Origin of the sequence: Peribacillus sp. NPDC101480 (genome assembly GCF_050277335.1) — a bacterium.
Lineage (GTDB): Bacteria > Bacillota > Bacilli > Bacillales > DSM-1321 > Peribacillus.
Genome location: NZ_JBNNSB010000001.1, coordinates 1,341,207 through 1,363,921, shown reverse-complemented (window position 1 = coordinate 1,363,921; position 22,715 = coordinate 1,341,207). Strand labels below are relative to the sequence as shown.

The following is a 22,715-nucleotide window of genomic DNA, read 5'->3' as shown; positions in this document are numbered from 1 at the left end:
TTACAAAATGACACTGTACTGAAAGTAGGAGATCCATTTTATGACTAAACGAAATAACTTGCTGATTTTCATATTGACCATAGGAGTTTTCGGCATCTTAAATACCGAAATGGGGGTTATTGGGTTAATGCCCTCCATTGCTGATCACTTCAATGTCAGCATATCAGAAGCAGGATTGCTTGTGAGTCTTTTTGCTCTTACTATTGCTGTATCTGGACCAACGATGCCGTTATTGTTTTCCGGGATAAATCGTAAGAAGGTCATGTTACTTGTATTAGGAGTTTTCGTTATAGGAAACATTGTATCCATATTTACATCTAATTTTACCATTCTATTAATTGCTCGTATAATTCCAGCATTCTTCCATCCACTTTATTGTTCTTTGGCATTTACAGTAGCTGCTTCCTCAGTAAGTAAAGAAGAAGCTCCAAAAGCTGTTTCTAAAGTATTTATCGGTGTATCTGCGGGTATGGTAGCCGGCGTACCGATCGCAAATTTTATTGATAGTGCCGTTTCGTATGAAATGGCGATGGCATTCTTTGCTATTGTTAATGCTATTGTATTCATTGCTACATTGATTTTTGTTCCATCTATACCTGTTGAGGAAAGAATTTCTTATGGTACACAACTTTCCGTATTAAAAAAACCTATTTTATGGCTTTCCATCGTGACTGTCATTTTATTAAACTCAGCTATATTTGGGGTTTATAGTTATTTTGCTGAATATCTGAAAACAGTTACGAATATGTCCCCGAATACCATAAGTTTAACGTTATTCGTCTTCGGTGGAGCCAGTATTATCGGAAACATTGTCGCAGGAAATTCACTTACTCATAGTGCCATTAAGTCTGTGGTATCTTTTCCTTTGTTATTGGGTGCTGTTTACATCATTTTATTCTTCACAGGACAATTTACCGTCCCTATGGAAATTACAACTTTAATTTGGGGAATATTAGCCGGAGGAATAATGGCAAATATTAATCAATATTTGATTGCGTCTTCAGCTCCCGAAGCGCCTGATTTCGCCAATGGCTTATTTATATCATCCTGTAACGTAGGAACAACAATTGGTGCAGCTGCAGGCGGGTTATTTATATCAGAACTGGGTACACAATACGTCGTATTAGTAGGAATCCTATCATTGATACTAAGTTTGGTAACTATTTTTCTTAGAAACTACATGTTTACTCCTACACAACAACTATCTAGATAAGGAATAAATTCAACATTCTATAAAAGTTCCCTGTTCATTATTGCTTTATTTTCCCTGCCCTACTTTCTTTTATTGAATTTCTAGGGTGTGGAAAATTCTACTCTGGCCCAAGATTAGTAGCCGAAAAAAAGGAGGATATATTATGTCAAAGGATATAAAAGTTGCACTTGTCACTGGTGGGAATCGAGGAATTGGATATGAGCTGGTCAAACAATTGGCTTTGAATAGTTTTAAGGTCATTTTGGCAAGTCGGGATCCAGAAAAAGGGCATGAAAGTACGCAAAGACTTAAGGATTCAAATCTTGACGTGTCGTTTCTGGTAATGGATGTAAACAATCAAGAAAGCATCCATCAAGCTGCGATTACTGTAAATGATCAATATGGAAGATTGGACGTATTGATTAATAATGCTGGCGTGTATTTGGATGAGAGTGAAAATTTAGTGACTATGGACACTTCCATTCTGGAGAAAACAATGGCAACCAATTTCTTTGGAGTTTACCATGTGATCCGTTCCTTTATTCCCCTCATGGAAAAGCAAGGCTATGGGAGAATCATTAATGTTTCCTCAGAATACGGGGCTATGAGCGAACTGTCATATCCAGGAGTAGGAGCTTATAAAATATCTAAATTTGCCCTTAATGGATTGACACGATTGGTAGCTGCAGAAATCAAAGGTGATATCAAAATAAATGCGGTCGATCCGGGATGGGTAAGTACAGATATGGGTGGATCATCTGCTCCAAGAACACCCAAGCAAGCAGCTGAGTCTATCCTGTGGTTAGCAACTATTGGACCTGAAGGACCTAATGGTGGGTTTTTTAGAGATGGAAAACGAATCGATTGGTAACATTACAGTTTAAACACATTATTCTGTGTTTAAGTGTGGTTCGATACAATAAATACCTTATCTTTTATCATCAATATTAACAAGGCAAAATTTTTCCTCGATTAAGAAAATGACCAAAAAAAGAATCTAGTCCAATTGACTAGATTCTTTTTTTAATTTCTTCCCTTAATGATTCAATGATAGTACTTGATAAATTTGCTGGAAGAGATGAATTACCCTCAAAAACCCAGGTATTAATTACTTCAAGATCTTCTTTTTTAAAAGTAATGCTATAATCTTTATATTTGTGAGTAAAATCAGCTGTAACCGATTCTTCACCATCAAACTCATCATCAATAATCATATTTTTTATTTCATATGGCTTCACGATGTAATCTCCTTTTTATCATTCTTGTATATAGAATTGGCTTTATATGATTGTTTATTCATTTTATTCACGCCAAAAACCGAAGGGCTATTTTCAGGTGATGAAAGCATTAAACCAAACAGCAATCAAAAAGTCGATATCAACATAACTTTGTGGTTATCTCTAAAGGAGTTATGTAGGTATAGTTGGGCTTTCTTATTTTCTTTTCTTCACTTCTACCCAAAAGGTTGTATAACAAAAAAACCTTTTATTTAGGATGAAAAAGGTTACCTACATCAAACTGTAGAACCTCGTACGTCGATTGGAACTCCAGGCACTCGCTTTCCGCGGGCGGTCCGGGAGCCTCCTTTGCGCTTTTGCGCCTGTGGGGTCTTCTCCCCTCGACGCGCTTTTCCCTCAGGAGTCTCGCACCTTCCATTCCAATCATACATTTGTCTACAAACTCAGTTACCTACATGTTTTTCTTTTCTTGACTCTTATTATCCACATAAAATGATTAGCTTCATGATTGCCTTCACCTAATCCTTTTATCACAATCGGCTAGATATGACTTCGTTTTTACTGAACTGTTCCGAGAAGGCATGAAATGAATGCTAAATTTTGGTGAAGAGTTTGCGCCGCCGTCCAGTTTCTTCAATAAAAAAAGCTCTGTAAAGTTTCCTTTAACAGAGCGTACCAACATATTAAAGTATTTTCACCAAGCCTTTTCTAGTACCCAAGCAAGCAATTTCCTGATAGCCTGATACACACTCTACCACTCTTTTTGAACCTAAAAAATGGACTTTTTTTTATTTAGCCTCAAACGTAATTTGATTAGGCTGAAAGCGACTTTGACTAATGTTTAAGTGTTCAGGTCTTATTACAAGCTTTTTATCTGAATTCTTAACTTGCGAAAACTCTTTTGATAGATTTTCATTATTAAGGATTTCTAATAAATCCACTTCCATAACATTGGTTTCCCCAATAAAGTCGACAACAAAAAGAGTCTTTAATTATATTGGTTAACATAGGACTATTTAATGGCTTACTTAGGCTTCCCCATCCCCACTATCAAAAAATGAATCAAATCCTCCATCAAGATCTTCTATTGCTTCTTCAAACATTTCCCCAACATCAAAACCATCCATCATCTCAGTAAGTAACATCGACCCTAAAACACCTACTGCTAATCCACCAACCATTCCAGGTATAGCGTTTCCTAATTGAGAAGCGCGACCATGATGATGGTTGGTGGAATAAGAGAACGGCTGTGTAAAAGCATAAGGCTGATCAATAGCTTCCGATATATATTTTCCAAGTAGTTTATGAAGATCGGCTTCATGCTCGAGAACATTCTTACTTAAATAAAACTCACGTTTTGCTTCAATTTCCTTGTAGCCGCTTTTACAGTCAACTTCCATCCAGACCCGGATACCTGATTCTTCATTGGCAAACCGCATTTCAACTTCATTTACCTGTCCCATGAATTGTTGAGTGGGAAAAAAAGCAAATTCCTGTCCATATTGGTCGAGTTTACCCGAGTTTGCTGTCTCGCGAAAACCTAATTGAGCCATTGCATTAAAAATGGATGTGATAGATTTTTGGGATTGGATGACCAGCCGGTCTACATCTTTACGATCAACTCCGCCCTCAATATCAAGATGTGTATCCAGATAGTATGAGACAGTTCCCCTTGAAATAGGTATATTCATAGGTAGGACGTAATGAAACGGAATGACCTTACGTTCTTTGGGGTGAATGCAATCTCGATTAACTAATGGTATATGGGCAACTTCCTTAGAAACGCTTCCTTGTTTTAATACCACGTTCATCATCAACCGTACAGTCAATTGATTGATTTTCTGTTCCACTTCACCACCTTGAATGACTACCTCCCCTTGAATGCTATCTCCAGCTTGATAATTACGATTATCATATTGTAAATCTACAGTTGCTGCTCCTTTTCCTAAGCTTGCTAATATTTTCTTGAACATGCTTCCTCTTCCCTTCGTCAACCCTCTATTAGAATTCATATGTAAAATGGGCGTAATAAGATAGGACAAGAAATCTATTTGTAATTCATGAGATTTCTTAATTTATCCCTGATAGTATTACGTCGAAAAATGAAAATAGTTTCAAATAATTTACCGCAGTAGGTGACTTCAGATGAATATGTTTTTAATGATATTGTTGATGGACTATTGGCTTTTATTTTTCATGTAATAGGCGAAAAAACAAATGATGTTCCTTTGACTGAATACAGCAAGTTAGGGTCACCCATTGAAAGACGGATGTATAATGCATTGGTGATGAATGGCTAATAATGTACAAACACAAGTGAAATTTGGTTCTTATCGAATTAAACTTTGCTAAACCTTTTATCGATTGAATGTGGTGGAATGGTGATGCGAATAATATTATTATTGTTTATTTAGGGTGAAAACCAGCAACTGTAGGACGAAGCATATAGAGAGAGAGTTTAATTTTCGCTCAAAAAAATGCCAGGGGCTAACAATTTTGAAAGTACTCTAATAACAAGAACATCATCTTTGATAAGCTATTTTGAAATGGTCATATTCCCGATTTCTCCATTACTTTATAGCCATGGCCTTTAATTTATCCTCGGTGGTCAAAAAAACCCTTAAATGCATGCGCTTACATTTAATTCCGCATTATCCCTGCTCTCTTTCTCAACAGATCCGTTCATTATTACCTTACTGGGCTAAAGGGATATTCCTATCCAAGATATATAGAAATAACCGACTTCACTTATCACTTAAAATTACAAGAACCATATTACAATTTCTGGATTAAGGATTGTAATTCATCTTGAAGGTTTCCTTTTGATAGAGCAGAGTGAAGAATTTCATGAACAGTATTTAAGGAAATTTGTAGTTTTTCTTCTCCTAATGTGGTTAAACGTGTATAGATGCCTCTTCGATCATCTTCACATATATGCCTTTGTAATGCTCCGCAGCTTTTTGCTTCTAGCCTGCCCACCAGCCTTGATATAGCACTTTGGCTTAATCCAACCATCTCCTGTAATTGTTGTAGCCTCAATTGTTTATCGCTTGTTTTGGATAAAAAGTAAAGAACGTAAAACTCTTTTAACGACAGGTTATGATTTTTTTGCAAAGCACTTTCAAGTTCATTCGTAATGCTCATTTGAATACTAGTAAGAGAAAGCCAATTATCTAAATACTTCTTTTCTTGGTTGTTCTTCATGCACATTCCACCCTGTTCTATCCTATATAATTAAAATATGGCACTTTAATTGATTTTCATAAGACATATAAATAGTTCTAACATACTCCAAAGCCAGAATTTAATGGTCAAACTTATTTGAAAAAGTGGTGCCATATTGGCCGTTTCCATGTATGTTATATGGTTCTTCTCATTTTAGACGAGTTTCTTCTTTTTGTCTAAGATTGAGTTATTCCATAAAAAAAAACAGTCAAAATGACTGCCTTTATTCATTAACGAATTATAACTGAACAGGATCCTATTTCATTTCCACCCCAGTTAAGTGAAAGCTTGTCTTGATCTGAAAGAGGACCGACGCCACTTGGAGTACCGGTAAAAATTATATCTCCTTTTCCAAGCCCAAAATGCTCTGCTGTAAATTCTATAATGGTTTGCAAATCAAAAAGTAAGTCCTTAATATTTCCGACTTGTACACGCTCTCCATTTTTTAAAAGGGAAAAATCTGATTGTTCACATGCTTCGACACCTGGAAACGGAATAAAACCACTAACAACTGCTGAATTTTTGAATCCTTTAGCCAAAAGCCAAGGATGCTGTTTTTGTTTTAACTGTGATTGAACATCTCTAAGTGTTAAATCCAACCCAATGGCCATGGCATCTACTATTTCATCTACTTTCATTCCTGATTCGTACTGTTTTGCGATATGTATAACAAGTTCAGTTTCAAAATGAACGGAACCCTGATTACTCGGCAACGTGATGGACTGTCCATTAGCTTCCACAAGCGAATGAGTCGGTTTTGAAAATAAAAAAGGGGAAGTTGGGATTTCATTATTCAACTCTTTTGCATGCAAGGCATAGTTTCGACCTACACAATAGATATTTTTAATGTCTTTCATTATTAAACTCACTCTTTTCTTAATAAATTTAATGATTCTAAAAATAGAAGTTTTATTTGTCTCCCAAATTACAATTTGTAAATAAAAAAAACTCTAATTTAAATACATTTTATATTTTTCTGATTTTTTATACAACCGTTATACTTATAATAAAGTATCCCTGCTACGGGAAAATACGTTAAATTTTCTTGTGGTACTTTTACCAGTTACATATGGCAATATCATTGAGAAAAAATCTTATGTTGATATGCATGAGATTCTCCGGCAATTTGAACGCCTAACTTGATAACTTTAAATTATTTCTAAAATAGTCAATTTAGTTAATCAAGGTACCCTTATGGGCCTTTTTTAGCTTCTTCCCTCACTTTCAGCTATTTCTATTACAAGTTACCCCCTATAACCACTATTAGACTAAATAAAAAAGCATATTCCTTTATTAGAGAAATACGCATGATTGGTGTAGTGAGGGTAAATCCATATATCACCATTTCATTATGAAAAAAAGAGCCAACAAATTGTTGACTCTTTTTTTTTAAAAAGTAGAAGCTAAATCTTTTGATCGTGCTATTGCATTTTCTTTTATTTCTTGTGCTTTATCTGGCATTGCTGCATGTCCTTCAACGAATAAACCTTCAAAGGAAGGCACTCCGAAGAATTGCATAATGATATTTAGATATCGGTGACCCATTTCCAGTTCAGCTGCTGGTCCTTCTGAATAAATTCCACCACGAGCTTGAATATGCAAGGCTTTCTTATCAGTTAAAAGACCAACTGGGCCTTGTTCGGTGTATTTAAATGATTTACCTGCAACTGCAACGGAATCAATATATGCCTTCATTACTGGCGGAAACGAGAAATTCCATAAAGGCGTTACAAATATATATTTATCCGCCGCTATAAATTGCTCACATAACTCTGAAAGTCGACTAACTTTTGCTTTCTCTTCCGACGAGAGTTCTTCAAAACCCTTTCCAGATTGAAGTTTCCCCCAACCACTGAAAACATCCACATCAATTTCAGGAATATTTTCTTTATAAAGGTCAATATTCACAACTTCATGGTTAGGATTTACTTCTTTATAAGTGTCAAGAAATGCTTTTCCAACGGCCATACTGTAAGATTGCTTGTCATCATGAGGATGAGCCGTGATGTACAATACTTTTGTCATTCTATATATCCTTCCTTTCCTTTTACATATTTGAACATTTTATTTTGCCTAGGAAATTCAACACTTATACAATTACTCGAACTAAAATATCTTTAATTGATAGGTATAAGATTAAATTGTTAAAAAGAAACTTTTTTGAAGGGGTATTACCAAACTTTTTTCATATTTCCTAGGCAATTGAAATTCAATTCGTGGGAAAGAATGTGATTTTTGGATATGATAAAACAAAACAACCTGGTTCATTTTAGGAGGCCTAAGGAATGACGAATTCAATAAAATTTGATCTGCACACTCACCATCAACGCTGTGGACATGCTATCGGTACAATTGAGGATTATGTAAAGCAAGCCATTGAATATGGTTTGCATTATATTGGGATTTCTGATCATTCTCCATATTTTTATAGTGAGGAAGACCATCTCTACCCAACTATTGCAATGGCAAAAAGTGAACTTGTTCCTTATATTGAAGAAGTACTTCGCTTAAAAGAGAAATATGCAGGCAAAATTCACGTGTTATTAGGAATGGAAAGTGATTTCTTCCCTGATCACATTGAAGTCTACCGTGATCAATATCTTTTACATCCTTTTGACTACATAATTGGATCTGTACATTATGTTCAAGATATTAGCATTTTTAAAAGAGGGCGTTGGAATGGTTTGACCTCTAATGAACAGTCAAGAATAAAGGATGAATACTATGAATTAATACAGAAGTCTGCAAAAAGCGGAGTGTTTCAAATCTTAGGCCATATTGATGCAATGAAAGGGTTTTACCCATCCTTTTCTTCCATTGAGACAGACAGTATTGAAAAAACGTTAAAAATCATTAGTCAAGAAGATATCGCCATTGAGATCAATACCTCTGGTAAAACAAAAGATTGTGGTGGATGGTATCCAGCAGATGACATTTTAGAACGAGCTCTTTTCTATAATGTGAAGGTAACATTTGGATCAGATTCGCATACACCTGAACGTATTTGCGATGAATTTGAACTAGTAAAAAAAAGACTAAAGGAAATCGGCTTTTCTGAGTGGGCTTACTTTGTTAACAAGCAAAGGATTCTCACTCCACTTTGATCTTCTTTGTCAAAAGGAATGAACTTGTCCAATCGCTTGAGAGTCCTGTAACAATGTGTATCGGAGGGAAGGAATGATGTTTTTCAACCCTTTTGCTACTAAGAAGGGCGATGCACAAAAAAAATAATGTACAGATTTCGATAATGATCCTGCTTGGAATTTCATTACACTTAAAGAAACGGTACCAATCTTTTTTTTGAACATAAAATAATCATTATGCATCCTGTAATAAACGATTGGTTACAAGTTTTACCCGTTCATTTCAACGAATCCCAGTCATCGCAATATTTTTTAGCATAAAATCAATATCTTTAGGGAATTAATAACTTACCATTCGTTAATCTTATTAAAAGGAGTTGATTTGGGTATGATCGATAACCCATTGTATAAAAAGAATGACGAAAACTCTGTAGAGTCAGATGAAGGTAAGCCTGTTTTCAACTCTTCAATAGGGCGATCCGAAGCCCCTCCAATAACTCCGTCAAAAGATCCTGAATTCGATCTTTTTGGCACAGTATTAAATGGGTATCTTTAATTTATACTTCCTTATTCAATATACCTTCAGAACATGGTTTAAAGCATTAGATTTCAAGACCTAAAACATTATAAATTCCTAAAAAGAAGAGCACATATTAGTCACGTCTAATATGTGCTTTCCTTTTATTAAATTCAAGCGCCCTTTTCGTTAATGATATTCCTTTGGCTCTTCATTGTTCTTCTGGAATTAACACTTCTCCAATTTTATCAATTGAGTTAACTATCGACATTTTTGAAACTGCCTGTCCCTTTAGGAACATAAGAAAAAAGGTTGCATCAGCAACCTCCCTTTGAAGTAAGCGCTCTTTTTCATGAAATAGCTGCAGCCCTGTCTGTTTAGTTCCCCGAGTTCGCCTCATTGCTCCGCTGCTGTACTTGTACCTTGTCCCCTATTTCAATGGACAACAAATCCTCACCTAATAAAACAGTTCCTCCATATGTTTTTTTAGTTCTTTCGAGCAAATTAGCTTTTTCTTCTGTTAATCCACCCAATAATACTATATGTGAGTACACAGCAAGTTTTGGTTGTATTTGTCTAAAGACTTTACCTGCTTCCTCCGGTGTAGTGTGAAGATCAAGTATATTGGCGATTGATTCTGATTCATTATCAGGTTTTGCCGCTGCAACCTCATGAATAACTACGTCAGCACCTTTAGCAAATGTAATTAGATTTTCATTATAGCGGGTGTCACCTGAGATAACTACTGAATGTCCTTTGTAATTAACCCGATAACCGAAAGCAGGCTCAATTGATTTATGGTCTACCTTGAAGGCTATTACTTCAATCCCCTTTTTGTTATAGACAATGCCCTCCTTGATATCATTTGCCCTAATACTTGCTCCTTCAATGTTTCCATTTCCAGAGTCATCCCTTGCATCCAAATCGGCTTTAAATGCTTTATGCATATGTAACATCATTTTCTCGGTTCCCTTAGGTCCCCAAATGTTAAATGCTTGCTCCCTTTTCCCTCCTGTTGGTAAAGAACCTGTAAGCCATACGTCCGGTATGCCGATAGTATGATCCGAATGCAAATGAGTTAGAAATAACTTATCTACACTGCCTGGTAACATATTCGCTTTATATAATTGTAAAGCAGTTCCACGTCCAGCATCAAAGAGGAGTTTTTCATTACCAACTTCAACAAGAGTTGCTGGACCGGAGCGGGATGTACTTAAAAGTGGAGAACCAGTTCCTAATAGGGTTACTTTAAAGTCGGTTTGCTTTACAGCAGTTTGGCCAAAAGAAGGAAGTAATAATGATAATGATAGAATTATTGATACCACCAACCAAAAACCAAAAGAAGTATACCTTATTCTTTTCTTCATAACAAAAACCTCCTGTCAGATTATTTGACTGTACACAAGGAAAACCCAGTTGTTTTGAATATAAAACCTCGTTTCAAAAAACAAATACACAAAATAAATATTACAATATTTATAATATTCAGTCAATAATAACCGAAAGAATATCGTGTATGTTGTTTCAACCTTCCATTAAGACAACCGGACTCAATTTGGGAAAGAAGCGGAAATAATCTTAGTGAATATTGGATGAATCGTTCATACTAAATAAAAAATAACTGTTCAAGAAGGAGTTTATATGCCAAAAGAAAAAAATAATCCAGCTCAGCCAAAAAGTCAGGTTAGTCGATTAAACGACGTGATGGAAGTGGATACAGATGTCAATGAAGATCCTAATCGGGAAAAATTATTGGATGAATCCGTTGATGCTTTTCTAAAATCGAAAGAAGGACAGGGATATTAGGGGCAAAATTGTGGTCGCTATTGACTTGTTTTAAGACGTTTTTATATTTTTTTCACGTTAAATGGGCCCCTCATGAAGCTATTGAGCGGCCCGTTTTGTTTCCTTATCAACGAACGTTTTTCTTCTTGGGATACCGCCACATCGCCATCAAGGTACGCGCGCAAGAGATAATATACAAGGACGTTCTCTTTAATTTGCTATGGTAACGCTAAAAATACCGCATGACAAAAAAACCATCCATGTTGAAATTGATTCATAAGCTCTTCCGTTCTAACTGAATAAAGAGAGTACCTTTCTTCACAGTCCCATTCCAAAAAAAACTCTGGTTCATCATTCTTACGATATATACGAGAATTCAACTTCAAACGTGAGATTTAGTAAGCACCTTCATCATTCATTTTCTGTAAGCGTGTAAGTCGAAATACCCTAAATCCCTTATGTATAAGCCTTTCGGTTGAATGGTTAGTAGACCCGTGGAACCGAAGGTGGTTTTATCATTTTCCCTCGCTTTTCCTACTAAACGTGGAGGAACTCCCCACCCCTCAGGGCTCATGAGGACACCTGTAGATGCTTCGAGGCGGCTACACAATTGTCTGAGTGGTGTTACTCGCGACTGTTGACTAAACCATACACATAAAGCAATTAATTCTTGTGCTTGATATTTAGTTGTACGTTGAACAAAACCAACTTCTTTAGCTAATTGTTGTAGAGAAGATGGAGATAAGTAGTTTTGAAACTCTCGTTTTTTTATGATGATACAAATTCACCTTAGCTTGATGGCGATGGGGTCCCGCCAACATTTTAACGAAAATATACGCAATGCCTTCGGATGTTACCAGACCCGGCCGTCTCTCTTCTATAAAGTCTGTTTTTATGAAGTAAATCTTTTTGTTCGTCGTGATAACAAAAAGGAAATATTTGTTTTTGTGTGAATAAGTCGAAAATATATAAAGGTGAACTAAACATTGTATATTTTCGACTTATTGCTAAAGTACCAGGGTTTCATTCACATCTGTACTTGAACTGAGGCTCTGTCTGTATATAAAAAGCATTTCTTACTTGTGCACTCCAATTTGCAAAGGCTGATCTCCATTCAGGAGTGTTAAAGAATTGATCTACAGTTTGAGTTTCAGAATGCCAAACTATAAATAGGTTGAGTGGGGCAATTCCTCCTGCCCAAATTCCATTATTTGCGTCAGTATCTTCTTCCCTTACTAATAATAAGGGTAGACCAAATTGAAAAGCCATTGAAGGTTCTACTTGTGAATAAACTGATCCTGTCCAGAATGGAGTGGAAGGTGGAAGGGGTCCTGCATTGACATCAACTGTTTGAATTTTAAAACGACGAAGGTTTACTGCCAACATTCCATAGCTTGATGAAACTAACCGACGAATATCAGTTAAAATGGATTCAGGATAACTTTCGCTTAATGGTAATGTACGCGGAAAAAGCAAAGCATTCTCAATCTCTAAAATTAGACGGTTTAGAAACCGTTGTTGGTTGTCATTTAAATGAGTCGTCGTACTTAAAAATATAGGAATACGATAAGCACGATCAATACACTCTTGGTGTGCCGATTCTATTTTCGCTTTATCTTTACGTAAAGAGCTATGCTCATTATTACTCACTTTCTCTTCATCCTTGCGTGAAGAGCTATTCTTACTTTTACTCACTTTCTCTTCATCCTTGCGTAAAGAGCTATTCTTACTTTTACTCACTTTCTCTTCATCCTTGCGTGAAGAGCTATTCTTACTTTTACTCACTTTCTCACCTCCTTTTTTTATTAGTATATGGAAAAGGAATAAGTGAGCTTGGACATAACAGGATTTCATATTAGAAAGGCTTTATAAAACAAAAATTAGTAATTTTGTCTAAATATGAATAATTTTATAAAAAATTTATTTAATTTATCTTATCTGAAGCAGGAAATAGGTAATCTTTTATTAAGCTATCCACAATAAGCTTTTGGATGAATTCAATGTTGAAGAAAAAATATACCCACAAAAAGATTGTGGGAAAATGCTCTTGGGCATGGGGTACCGCCAGCAAACACTGGATTATAATGATTTTATGCACAAAACTCCCCATTAGTTGAAAATGACGATACAATGTTAGTGGAATAATTATATTAGATAAAAAGGAGGTCGTTTCCATGAATATTTTAATTTTGGGTGCAACTGGACGAGTTGGGGGTCAATTAGTTATTTATGGTCTGCAAGACAATCATCATGTTACGGTTTTAGTTCGCACTCCAGAGAAGATTGCTATAAATAATGCCAATTTAACCATCATTCAAGGTAATGTTTTAAATAAAGATGATATCGTACGCGCCATGCATGGAATTGATGTAGTTATTAGTGCACTTAATACTGATGGGACAACGACTTTATCAGCAAGTATGCCCCTGATTATCGAAGCTATGGAAAACGAAGGTATACAACGAATTATTACCATTGGAACGGCAGGTATCCTCCAAAGTAGAACAATCCCAAATTCTTTGCGTTATCAGACAAGTGAATCAAAGCAGAAGTCTACCCGTGCAGCGAAAGAACATCATGAAGTTTTCGATTTGCTTAAACAATCAACACTTCAATGGACAATTGTCTGTCCTACGTATTTGCCGGATGGAAAAAGAGTTGGTATATATCGTATAGAAGGCGACTTTTTGCCGGAGGATGGGGTTGAAATATCCGTTCCGGATACAGCAGAATTTGCATTTAGCCAAATAAAAAGTAACGATTTTTTAAAAGCACGTGTAGGCATCGCATACTAAAAATTCCAATATGCATTAAACCCCTTCGAAGTTAAATCGTATTGAAAGCCGGTTCAATTTTCTTCGTCAATGAACACAGTCAGGTGAACTATTGCCAGGAATATTTTCCGGTTTCTTTTGGGCGAAGATTTTGCCTGTACCTTGTTCATGACCATCTATTCCTTTGTGCTATATTTCCTTTCCAAAAATAGCCACATTCTGCCGGTCAGGAGCAAATGCTTTCCCGTTCCATTTTAATACGGTCTGTACAAATCCCAGTGAGTCGGCATTGTACCTCCCTGCGATCCTCTGATACGCTTCGAGCTCATATATGCCATCCCTATTGAAATCAACCGGATATAAACCAGATAAAGGATTGACCCATCCTTCAATCGGCGCCTTCAGTACACCATCCTTGTTATATATTTCAGCTAAATAGTCCTGATCCTTATAAGTCAGGTCAAGAATGTACCTTTCTTTTAGGTAAGTACTGTTCACCTTTACTTTGTATTGGTTTTCATAATTCACATCGTATTTATAGGTTTCATTGAAAGTATCTGAATTAAAAATGGTCATGAGTTGACCGTTAAGATATGCAAAAACATACGCATAAATGGAGCCACCGCTTCCTCCTGTATCAATGACCACTAAAATGTCATCCCCCTTATTACCTGTAAAATCACCAAGAAAAATGGTCGGATTATATCCTGCGTTATTTTTCATGGGAACTTGTTGATATTGATGAGTCCTCCCATTTTGGATAACCAAAGTTATATCCCTCCAAAAGGGGCTATCAGGGGTTTTGTTTGCAGTTAGAAAAACATTGTCCTTTATCCCGTCCCCATCAATATCGCCTTGCTTTGATGTCACTATGACTGTTCTGTTGGAGTTCATTTCCCTTGTAAGAACAGTTTGGAGGTTCAGTTGCATGTCTTGCAGTTCCTGCCTTGAAGGATAAGGGTTTGGAAACGACAACGCGTTATCAATCGTTTGCATTGCTTCACTTGTTAACCCGGCCCTACTTTGAGTCTCAGCCAAACAGTACCAATAATAAGGATGATTCGTTTCTTGTATTTTTGTGTAATAGTATTGAATCACCTTTTTAATGTCATACGTATCCACCTTCATCCCACCTGTCTCTTTATTATCCATATAGAATTATATGCGGGAATTTAGTGAATAGCCTTGAGTGCATATCTATTGCTGGAAACAACAATATTGTCCTTCTAAAATATATCGCCTAATTATGATTTCTGGGCATAATACAATAAACAAATTCGCTTGCATAAATTTATTTAATTTGCTATTATAACTGACGAACGTTCGTTAAATTATGAGGTGATATTATTGAAAAGTAATGAAATTAAGGACGCCGCTCTAAAATATTTTACGATTCATGGTTATGAAGGAGCGTCGCTTTCTCAAATAGCTGAAGAAGTCGGCATGAAAAAGCAATCCATTTACGCTCATTTTAAAGGCAAGGATGATCTTTTTCTGCAAGTTTTACGTGATGCGAAAGAGACGGAGCTATCTTCGAAACTCCAATATTTCAGTAAAGTTGATTCAAAAAATCCTGAAAAAGATTTATTTGGATTCCTACAATTGGTCATCGATCTTTTCCAAGAAAATGAGCATATAAAGTTTTGGCTGCGTATGTCCTTTTTTCCGCCAGCACATCTTGAACAGGAAATCGGGCAGGAAGTGATGGATATCGAGGAAAAAGTGCAGGAGATCCTTGAATGCAAATTCCATGATTGGATCAAGGCCAAATTAATCGTCGATGAAGAAGCCATAACACCGACCTATGCTTTTCTGGGAGTTGTGGATTCCATTTTGCTTGAGCTTGTATACGGCAATGATGAGAAACGGCTGAAGGATAAATTAGCAGCCTCTTGGAAAGTTTTTTGGAGAGGTATTTCACAAGAATGATTCACAAAGAAAGTGGTGTTAAAACATGAATAAACCAATTAAAGAACAAAAGGCGGTATTAATCATTCTTCTAAGCAATATATTCATTGCTTTTCTGGGAATTGGACTCATCATCCCCGTTATGCCGTCATTTATGAATATCATGCATTTATCAGGAAGTACGATGGGCTATCTTGTTGCCGTATTTGCTGTTTCACAGCTTATTATGTCACCTTTCGCAGGTCGTTGGGTTGACCGTTACGGCAGAAAGAAAATCATCATCATCGGCTTATTCCTTTTTGGTGTTTCAGAACTTATCTTCGGTGTAGGGACAAACGTATCCGTGTTCTATTTATCAAGGATCCTTGGGGGTATCAGTGCTGCCTTCATCATGCCAGGTGTTACGGCATATGTTGCAGATATTACATCCGTTCAGGAAAGGCCAAAAGCAATGGGCTATATTTCAGCCGCAATTAGCTTGGGCTTTATAATAGGACCCGGGATCGGTGGCTTTGTTGCAGAATATGGTATACGCTTGCCCTTCTTCCTTGCGGCGGCCATTGCTTTTTTAGCATGCCTTTCATCGATATTCATTTTAAAAGAGCCGATGACAAAGGAACAGCTTGCAAAAGTTTCCGCTAATACAAAGCAAACAAACTTTATGGGCGATTTAAAAAAATCACTAAATCCGCTTTACTTTATTGCGTTCATCATTGTATTTGTACTCGCTTTTGGTTTATCAGCCTATGAAACGGTTTTTAGCCTATTTTCTGATCATAAATTCGGCTTCACGCCGAAGGATATTGCCATTATCATTACAATAAGCTCTATTTTCGGAGTTGTTGTGCAAGTCTTTATGTTTGGAAAGCTGGTAGATATTCTCGGCGAAAAGAAGCTTATTCAATTATGTTTAATCGTCGGTGCAATTTTTGCGGTAGCATCCACTATGATTTCCAGTTTTTCGGCAGTACTAGTGGTAACTTGCTTCATATTCCTTGCATTTGACCTGCTTCGTCCGGCTTTGACGACATTTTTATCAAAAGCTGCCGGGAAAGAACAAGGATTCGTTGCTGGAATGAACTCCACCTATACGAGCTTAGGGAATATCGCCGGGCCATCCATGGGAGGATTGCTTTTTGACGTAAACATCCACTACCCTTACCTTTTCGCTGCTGTCATTATCGTCATTGGCCTTGGCATTACAGTCATTTGGAAAGAAAACCGATTGACAGAAAGCTTAGCGAAATAATGAAAGTCCCGGATGGTTATTCGTACCTTTCCTTTTCGAGCTGGAAAACTCCCAAACTTGAAAGATGATATTCTACTAAAAACCCCCCTTGCCCATATTTGGGCAAGGGGGGTTTTTAGTAATCTTTTTGAGAACGGGATTCTTACTACTACTTTTTTTGCTCATGATAACCGCTCCAAATCGATTTCGAATTTATATCGATCTGCCCGGTAGACAGATCTGACAAGCCCAAGTGGTTGATTGGTATCCAGGGTACTTCTTCGTTCAATCAGCAATACAGGGGCACCTTCGACTACCTCGAGCATTTCCGCCTCTTTTTTTTGAGCAATCGCGGCTTCAATTACCTGGTCATGCTGAATTTTTAAACCAAACGTTTTTTCTACATAGTCATGCATGGAAGTTATGGCTATTTCTTCCGTTAGATCCAGGGCAAGATTTTTAGAGATAAATAGCCTTTCATATGCCATCGGCAACCGATCAGCAAGCCTAATACGTTCCAGCTCGAAAATAGGAGCTTCTGCTTCAACATCAAGCTTTGCAGCAAGATCATGATCAGCATTGATCTCCGTAAAACTGATAAATCGTGTACTTGGTTCAAGTCCTCTTGAAATCATATCCTTCGAAAAGCTTGTTAATCCTTGCAAGGGCCGCTCCAATTTTTGTTGGGCAACGAATGTTCCTTTTCCGCGCTGCCTATATAAATAACCGCCATTCACTAGGTTAGAAATGGCCTGTCTCACAGTCATCCTGCTTATTCCATATTTTTCAGTGTATTCTTTTTCTGAAGGAATCATCTCTCCTGGCACCAATTCAAGATTTTGAATCGCTCCTTTAATCTCCTCTTCAAGTTGATGATAAATGGGACTGGGAGAATTCTTTTGGATCATTCAGCGTACATCTTCCTTTCATCGTTATGAAATTTCATGAAATTTCACAAGGCATACTGATTGGAAACATAACGCTCATCAATCTTATCCATGCATTTGAACACGATAAGTAATGACTCGCCTTTCTAAGTATCCAAATTCCTTTTTGTGAATTTCAGTACCGATTCCCTTGAACGTTCAATTTCGTTTTTATTTTCATTATAGTATTTAGAAACATACGCATAGAAAATGATGCTGACCGTTAGAAATTGGGCAAAAAGCGAACTTGTTGCAGCACTTCGGAATTTAGCCTCCGGTGCACGTACATGATTTAGTGACATATCAACTTTTTTAGTTAGTCCATTGTTCCCCAATCGCGATAAACCAATTGTTTTAATGCCATATGCTTTAGCAATATCAACGAGTTCAAGGACTTCTTCAGTTTCGCCACTATTGGATATACAGAAAAAAACGGTATTCTTTGATGATGCCGCAAGTGCAGTGGCCGTAATATGCGGGTCTTGATTGGCACTTACAATCTTTCCTAACCGTAACCATTTCTGTGTAATATCTTCAGCAACGAGCCATGATGCACCTAAACCATAGACATAAATTACATCTGCACTCCTCATGGTTTCAATGATATTGTCAAGAACGGACTCATCCAAATAATGCGCAGTTTCTTGTATAGCTTGGACAGAGTTGGAAACTATTTTATTTTTAATGGACGCTATTGTTTCGTTAGGCTCAATGTCATGGAAACCTTTTTTCTCAGGTTGGGAAATCAGGGATGATAGGGATACCTTCAGTTCTGAAAAGCTGTTAACTTTTATAGAATGACAGAACCTTGTTACGGCCGAACTGCTGGCATTGGCATGATCTGCTAATTCATGTATCGTCATTCTTATAATGTCGTTTGGATTTTCTAAAATATATTGTGCAATTTTCCGTTCTGATTTAGGCAACTGGTTCAATAAGCTTTCAATTCTCAATATAATATTTTCGACGTGCATATGATTTACTCTCCTTGATCTATACTTACTTTAAATGCTTCATTGCTATGTAATAACAACCTAAGGTAGCTGATACGTCTTCCAAAACAAAATTCACATTTGGATTTTCAAGTTTAATATGATTGATGAAAGAGCTTTGCACCAATGATATATTTGTCAAGATGCTACCTTTTATTGCAATTGTAACATTCCCACTTAACTTTAACTTCTTGATAACCTCAAGTGTTTGTTTTGAAAGGTGGTACCCAGCCTGATTCAGAATATTTTGCGAGAAACCATCGCCCTTAACCGCATGTTGGACAATCAGGGGAACAAATGAGGCAATCTCGGATTTCGTGGCAGAATAAATGAATTTCTTCAGTTCCATAACACTGTTGTAGCCAAGTTTTTGAAGTATTGACTGTGATAGCTGGCTATAGATATACCCCTCATCCTCTTCTTTCGTCATTTTTATAAAAGCCTGCATGGCGATCCAATAGCCACTTCCTTCATCCCCAAGGATGTGTCCCCAGCCACCAGCCGATTTCTCGATTCCTTTATGGATGCCGATACTTACAGATCCAGTTCCGGATATGGTCAAAATGCCATCATTTCCTTTAAGCAAAGCAGCATGAGCGATAATTGCATCATTTACAATGGTGAACGGGGCCTTAAATGCCATGCTTAATGCACTTTTTATGCCCTGCGGATTTTCAACTCCTCCATACCCGGCTAATCCTAAGCAAATGTAATGGCAGCTTCCATTGTTAATGGGCATTACGCATTCTTCAATTGCCTGTATAATGTTAGCGATGGCTTTTTTTTCATTAATAAGCAGGTTTCCAAATCCCGCTATGCCTTCACTAATTTTATTTCCATCTAAATCATAAGCCACTGCTTCAGTTTTAGTGCCTCCGCCGTCAACTCCGATAATATAATTCATATTATTCTCCTATTCAGTAAAAAAGGAAGGAATATCACCTTCCTTCCCTGATCAATTAATATTGAATTGGAATTTCCCCCATGGTTCCAAATAATCGAGAAGAAAAATTTCCTCTTCTGTTATTCGGCCAACTACATTTGTTTTCCCCAAATTCTTCATTTCCTTTAATGCAATCTGCAATTCCCCTTTATATTGTCCATAGAGCTCATTTTCAATTAAAATATCACCGCGCCTGATATCAGGCGTATATGTTGGTTTAAATTCTTCGCTCTTATATTTCACACGTGATTGAGTCGAGCGAATTAAATAATCGGAAACATCTCCACGGTAAAAATGGAATTCTTCCAATACTATTTTTTTCTCTAGTGCTGTTATGGTTTCGTGAAGGTTAACATTAAATGTTAACAGACCGCTGTTTAACAGGCTAAGCTGCTTCAATTCATCTTCAGATGCGTAAGCATTTGCAATGATTACATCATCAATCAACCCTGTCGCATACAAATGTTTCGCTTGTGTTGTAATCGGCAATTCCCGGTGCATTTCTAAAGTACATAATCCTTCCGTTACAGGCCAAGGACCGTACGTTGCTGCATGTGAGCTGATGAAAGCTGCCGTGCGGATATTATGCTTTTTGAATGACTCACAGCATTTTATAAAATGAGGATAGCTCAATCCTGCATAGCGATGCGGATAGAAGTTGTGCGATCCAACTAAATTCTCTTTATTTGGTTTGTAATCCATAATATTATCTAAATATTTTGTTGCATTGCTCATGTTTATTTCAATTTTCAGGTCATATGGATTATGTGTCATAACCGACTCTTCGTTACCTGTAAAACCCATGTCCAGCCTGATTCCATATGCACCTAATTCTGCAAAAAACGATAAGTCATTATAAGAAATGCCTAGTGAACCGAATACACGGGGAGCAATATCGACCATCACTTCCATATTCAATTGATTGGCATAAACTATCGTTTCTTTAAATTCTTTTAATATCTTCTCTTTATCACCTTCGACAGAAAGCAAGCAAGTAAAGATCTTTTTGAATCCATATTTGTGTGCAAGTGCAATGTATTCCATGTCTCTTTCGACGGTTGAATGCTCTGGATAGATAGATATACCAAGTTTACCCATTTTTAATCACCTCTTTACTGTTGTGGGGCTAGCTTTTTTACAATGCGAATCATATGTTCAATTAGTTTTTGTTCGCTCATTGCCGTCATCAAGTGATCTTGAGCATGAATCATCAATAAAGTTTTCTCACTTGGAACTCCATTCAATTCTGCTTGAATTAGCTTGGTTTGTGTCTTATGGGCCAAGTTCAATTCTTCCTGGCCTTGTTTAATTAGTTCTTCTGCACTTTCAAAATTAAATTCTTCCGCTTCTTTCAGTGCTTCGAATGCTAATCCTCTTGCATTTCCACTATGTGATATTATTTCAAAAATTTCCATTTCGTTATTGTTCATTTCAGTTGACATATCATTCCACTCCTATTTTATGTTAGATTATGAAGGTTCATTGGATTACTGTAATCCATATTCACTGTTTAAAACACCATTCACTTGATGGTCGGAACAGCACTTTCACTGAAGAATCGCGGTAAGTATTCTTCATGCGCTTTTAAAAGTTTTTGTAAAACGATTTCCGCCAGGTCATCACTTGGAATAAGCGGGTTAATCGTTAAAGCCAATAATGCTTTATCATAAGAACCTGTAACGGCTGCCTCTGCACCAATTCTTTCAAATGATTTGATTTGTTGGATTAAGCCATGCACTTGTATGGGTAATTTCCCCATAGCCAAAGGAATTGGTCCATTCTTCGTGACGATACAGCTTACTTCTACTGCTGAATCATAATCAATATCAGTAAGCGATCCATTGTTTTGTACATTTAGCACTTGAATGTCTTTTTTATCATTATAAATAGAAGAAATGACGTTACACGCTGCATCACTGTAGTAAGCTCCACCGCGCTGCTCTAATTGCGGAGGCTTGATGTCAAGGGTTTCATCCTTGTATAGGTGAAACAAACCTTCTTCTAATCTTTTCACAATTTCAGCTCGAGTTTCCCCTGATTTGAATGCTTCCAATTCTTCTTCTAAAATCGTTTTTGTTTTGTAATAATAACGATGGTACGGGCAAGGCACCACTCCTAAGGATTTCAAAAATCTTCTGTTCCAAGCCAATGGAGCAATATTCTTCATCGTCAGCTGAATCTCAGGATTGCCAAGCATTTCAAGCACTTTATCAGTTACTTCTTGATCATCAACGAATACATGCAGCCCGAATACCATATGGTTTAACCCGGCGAAATCTATATGCACTCTCTTCCTATCCACACCAAGCATGCTAGAAATTGACATATGCATATTAAATGGAACATTGCATACCCCAATGACTTTTTTATGCTTGCTGTAGCGGAGAAGGGCTTCCGTTACCATCCCCGCTGGGTTTGTGAAGTTAATCAACCAAGCATCAGGGCAGAGCTCCTGCATTTCTTCTGCAATTTCCAGAATAATAGGTATAGTTCGTAATGCTTTGGACAATCCTCCTGCACCGTTTGTTTCTTGACCAATCATTCCTAATTCCAACGGGATCCGCTCGTCCTTGATTCGTGCATCAAGTAAGCCCACTCTCATTTGCGTCGTGACAAAATCGGCATTTTGCAAGGCTTGCCGGCGGTCTAACGTTAGATGTATTTCCATTGGAAGTCCTGCTTTTTCAACCATCCGTTTTGCTAAGGTTCCTACAATCTCCAGTTTTTCTTTTCCTGCCTCAATATCCACTAACCACAGTTCCCTAATTGGCAACTCATCATATCGTTTAATAAAACCTTCTATTAATTCTGGTGTATAACTGGAGCCTCCACCAATTGTGGCAATCTTCAACCCTTTTTTCATTTCCATTCCCCTAACACCTCATAGTTAGCTAATCTGAATTT

Annotated in this window: 23 protein-coding genes and 1 pseudogene; 8 read left to right on the top strand and 16 right to left on the bottom strand. The window is 37.0% G+C overall.

The features are described from left to right. Positions 1 to 40: 40 nt before the first annotated feature. Positions 41 to 1,213 carry an MFS transporter gene (locus tag ACQKMF_RS06775; protein ID WP_427572237.1) on the top strand — a complete coding sequence of 391 codons (1,173 nt, stop codon included), beginning with the start codon at positions 41 to 43 and terminating at the stop codon, positions 1,211 to 1,213. A gap of 142 nt (positions 1,214 to 1,355) precedes the next feature. Further along, a complete protein-coding gene (locus ACQKMF_RS06770; protein WP_427572235.1) occupies positions 1,356 to 2,063 on the top strand; it encodes an SDR family oxidoreductase in 708 nt (235 codons plus the stop codon). Between the two features lie 139 nt (positions 2,064 to 2,202). Here the strand turns inward: ACQKMF_RS06770 and ACQKMF_RS06765 are convergent, their stop codons facing one another. The 6 genes from ACQKMF_RS06765 to ACQKMF_RS06740 form a co-directional block, all read right to left on the bottom strand. Beyond that, the gene (locus ACQKMF_RS06765) at positions 2,203 to 2,430 is read right to left on the bottom strand and encodes a hypothetical protein (protein ID WP_101222274.1); all 228 of its coding nucleotides are present in this window, start codon (positions 2,428 to 2,430) and stop codon (positions 2,203 to 2,205) included. Between the two features lie 788 nt (positions 2,431 to 3,218). Continuing rightward, positions 3,219 to 3,377 carry a hypothetical protein gene (locus ACQKMF_RS06760; RefSeq protein WP_260358924.1) on the bottom strand — a complete coding sequence of 53 codons (159 nt, stop codon included), beginning with the start codon at positions 3,375 to 3,377 and terminating at the stop codon, positions 3,219 to 3,221. A gap of 81 nt (positions 3,378 to 3,458) precedes the next feature. Continuing rightward, positions 3,459 to 4,403, bottom strand: a complete 945-nt coding sequence (locus tag ACQKMF_RS06755; protein ID WP_427572233.1) for a sporulation protein — start codon at positions 4,401 to 4,403, stop codon at positions 3,459 to 3,461. Positions 4,404 to 5,205: 802 nt separating this feature from the next. Next, the gene (locus tag ACQKMF_RS06750) at positions 5,206 to 5,634 is read right to left on the bottom strand and encodes a MarR family winged helix-turn-helix transcriptional regulator (RefSeq protein WP_101222280.1); all 429 of its coding nucleotides are present in this window, start codon (positions 5,632 to 5,634) and stop codon (positions 5,206 to 5,208) included. Between the two features lie 251 nt (positions 5,635 to 5,885). Next, complete coding sequence (locus ACQKMF_RS06745; RefSeq protein ID WP_427572231.1) at positions 5,886 to 6,512, bottom strand: fumarylacetoacetate hydrolase family protein; 627 nt, start codon at positions 6,510 to 6,512, stop codon at positions 5,886 to 5,888. Between the two features lie 532 nt (positions 6,513 to 7,044). Further along, positions 7,045 to 7,680, bottom strand: a complete 636-nt coding sequence (locus tag ACQKMF_RS06740; RefSeq protein ID WP_427572229.1) for an FMN-dependent NADH-azoreductase — start codon at positions 7,678 to 7,680, stop codon at positions 7,045 to 7,047. 260 nt (positions 7,681 to 7,940) lie between these two features. Here ACQKMF_RS06740 and ACQKMF_RS06735 point away from each other — a divergent pair, with 260 nt between their 5' ends. Next, positions 7,941 to 8,759: a histidinol-phosphatase gene (locus tag ACQKMF_RS06735; protein WP_427572227.1), complete on the top strand. Its 819-nt coding sequence runs from the start codon at positions 7,941 to 7,943 to the stop codon at positions 8,757 to 8,759. A gap of 367 nt (positions 8,760 to 9,126) precedes the next feature. Further along, positions 9,127 to 9,294: a hypothetical protein gene (locus ACQKMF_RS06730; protein ID WP_350299224.1), complete on the top strand. Its 168-nt coding sequence runs from the start codon at positions 9,127 to 9,129 to the stop codon at positions 9,292 to 9,294. Positions 9,295 to 9,632: 338 nt separating this feature from the next. Here ACQKMF_RS06730 and ACQKMF_RS06725 read toward each other — a convergent pair whose 3' ends face one another. After that, positions 9,633 to 10,622 (bottom strand): MBL fold metallo-hydrolase, encoded by a 990-nt coding sequence (locus ACQKMF_RS06725; RefSeq protein ID WP_427572225.1) that lies wholly within the window; start codon positions 10,620 to 10,622, stop codon positions 9,633 to 9,635. Between the two features lie 274 nt (positions 10,623 to 10,896). On the opposite strand from ACQKMF_RS06725, the gene ACQKMF_RS06720 reads away from it, so the two are divergent. Next, entirely contained in the window at positions 10,897 to 11,061 is a 165-nt protein-coding gene (locus tag ACQKMF_RS06720; RefSeq protein ID WP_153246145.1) for a hypothetical protein, read from the top strand. Between the two features lie 377 nt (positions 11,062 to 11,438). Here ACQKMF_RS06720 and ACQKMF_RS06715 read toward each other — a convergent pair. Next, a pseudogene (locus tag ACQKMF_RS06715) lies at positions 11,439 to 11,824 on the bottom strand (hypothetical protein); the annotation flags it as partial. Positions 11,825 to 12,063: 239 nt separating this feature from the next. After that, positions 12,064 to 12,690 carry a hypothetical protein gene (locus ACQKMF_RS06710; RefSeq protein WP_034311227.1) on the bottom strand — a complete coding sequence of 209 codons (627 nt, stop codon included), beginning with the start codon at positions 12,688 to 12,690 and terminating at the stop codon, positions 12,064 to 12,066. Between the two features lie 524 nt (positions 12,691 to 13,214). Between ACQKMF_RS06710 and ACQKMF_RS06705 the strand changes: the two genes are divergently transcribed. Further along, complete coding sequence (locus ACQKMF_RS06705) at positions 13,215 to 13,835, top strand: NAD(P)-dependent oxidoreductase (RefSeq protein WP_057277894.1); 621 nt, start codon at positions 13,215 to 13,217, stop codon at positions 13,833 to 13,835. A 168-nt stretch (positions 13,836 to 14,003) separates the two neighbouring features. On the opposite strand, the gene ACQKMF_RS06700 is transcribed toward ACQKMF_RS06705, so the two are convergent. Continuing rightward, positions 14,004 to 14,744, bottom strand: coding sequence for a VCBS repeat-containing protein (locus tag ACQKMF_RS06700; RefSeq protein ID WP_427572434.1), 741 nt, complete (start codon positions 14,742 to 14,744; stop codon positions 14,004 to 14,006). Positions 14,745 to 15,161: 417 nt separating this feature from the next. Here ACQKMF_RS06700 and ACQKMF_RS06695 point away from each other — a divergent pair, with 417 nt between their 5' ends. Both ACQKMF_RS06695 and ACQKMF_RS06690 read left to right on the top strand, forming a co-directional pair. Next, on the top strand, positions 15,162 to 15,743 hold the full coding sequence (locus tag ACQKMF_RS06695; protein ID WP_427572223.1) for a TetR/AcrR family transcriptional regulator: 582 nt from the start codon (positions 15,162 to 15,164) through the stop codon (positions 15,741 to 15,743). Positions 15,744 to 15,768: 25 nt separating this feature from the next. Then, complete coding sequence (locus tag ACQKMF_RS06690; protein ID WP_101222287.1) at positions 15,769 to 16,971, top strand: MFS transporter; 1,203 nt, start codon at positions 15,769 to 15,771, stop codon at positions 16,969 to 16,971. Between the two features lie 161 nt (positions 16,972 to 17,132). Here ACQKMF_RS06690 and ACQKMF_RS06685 read toward each other — a convergent pair whose 3' ends face one another. From ACQKMF_RS06685 to ACQKMF_RS06660, 6 genes are all read right to left on the bottom strand, one after another. Then, entirely contained in the window at positions 17,133 to 17,858 is a 726-nt protein-coding gene (locus ACQKMF_RS06685; protein ID WP_427572220.1) for a GntR family transcriptional regulator, read from the bottom strand. Between the two features lie 125 nt (positions 17,859 to 17,983). Continuing rightward, positions 17,984 to 18,850 carry a MurR/RpiR family transcriptional regulator gene (locus ACQKMF_RS06680; protein WP_402937873.1) on the bottom strand — a complete coding sequence of 289 codons (867 nt, stop codon included), beginning with the start codon at positions 18,848 to 18,850 and terminating at the stop codon, positions 17,984 to 17,986. Between the two features lie 25 nt (positions 18,851 to 18,875). Next, entirely contained in the window at positions 18,876 to 19,772 is an 897-nt protein-coding gene (locus ACQKMF_RS06675) for an N-acetylglucosamine kinase (protein ID WP_402937876.1), read from the bottom strand. Positions 19,773 to 19,823: 51 nt separating this feature from the next. Continuing rightward, on the bottom strand, positions 19,824 to 20,909 hold the full coding sequence (locus ACQKMF_RS06670) for a DUF871 domain-containing protein (protein WP_402937879.1): 1,086 nt from the start codon (positions 20,907 to 20,909) through the stop codon (positions 19,824 to 19,826). A gap of 14 nt (positions 20,910 to 20,923) precedes the next feature. Then, complete coding sequence (locus tag ACQKMF_RS06665; protein ID WP_101222292.1) at positions 20,924 to 21,253, bottom strand: PTS lactose/cellobiose transporter subunit IIA; 330 nt, start codon at positions 21,251 to 21,253, stop codon at positions 20,924 to 20,926. Positions 21,254 to 21,333: 80 nt separating this feature from the next. After that, the gene (locus ACQKMF_RS06660) at positions 21,334 to 22,680 is read right to left on the bottom strand and encodes a 6-phospho-beta-glucosidase (RefSeq protein WP_402937882.1); all 1,347 of its coding nucleotides are present in this window, start codon (positions 22,678 to 22,680) and stop codon (positions 21,334 to 21,336) included. Between the last annotated feature and the right edge of the window lie 35 nt (positions 22,681 to 22,715).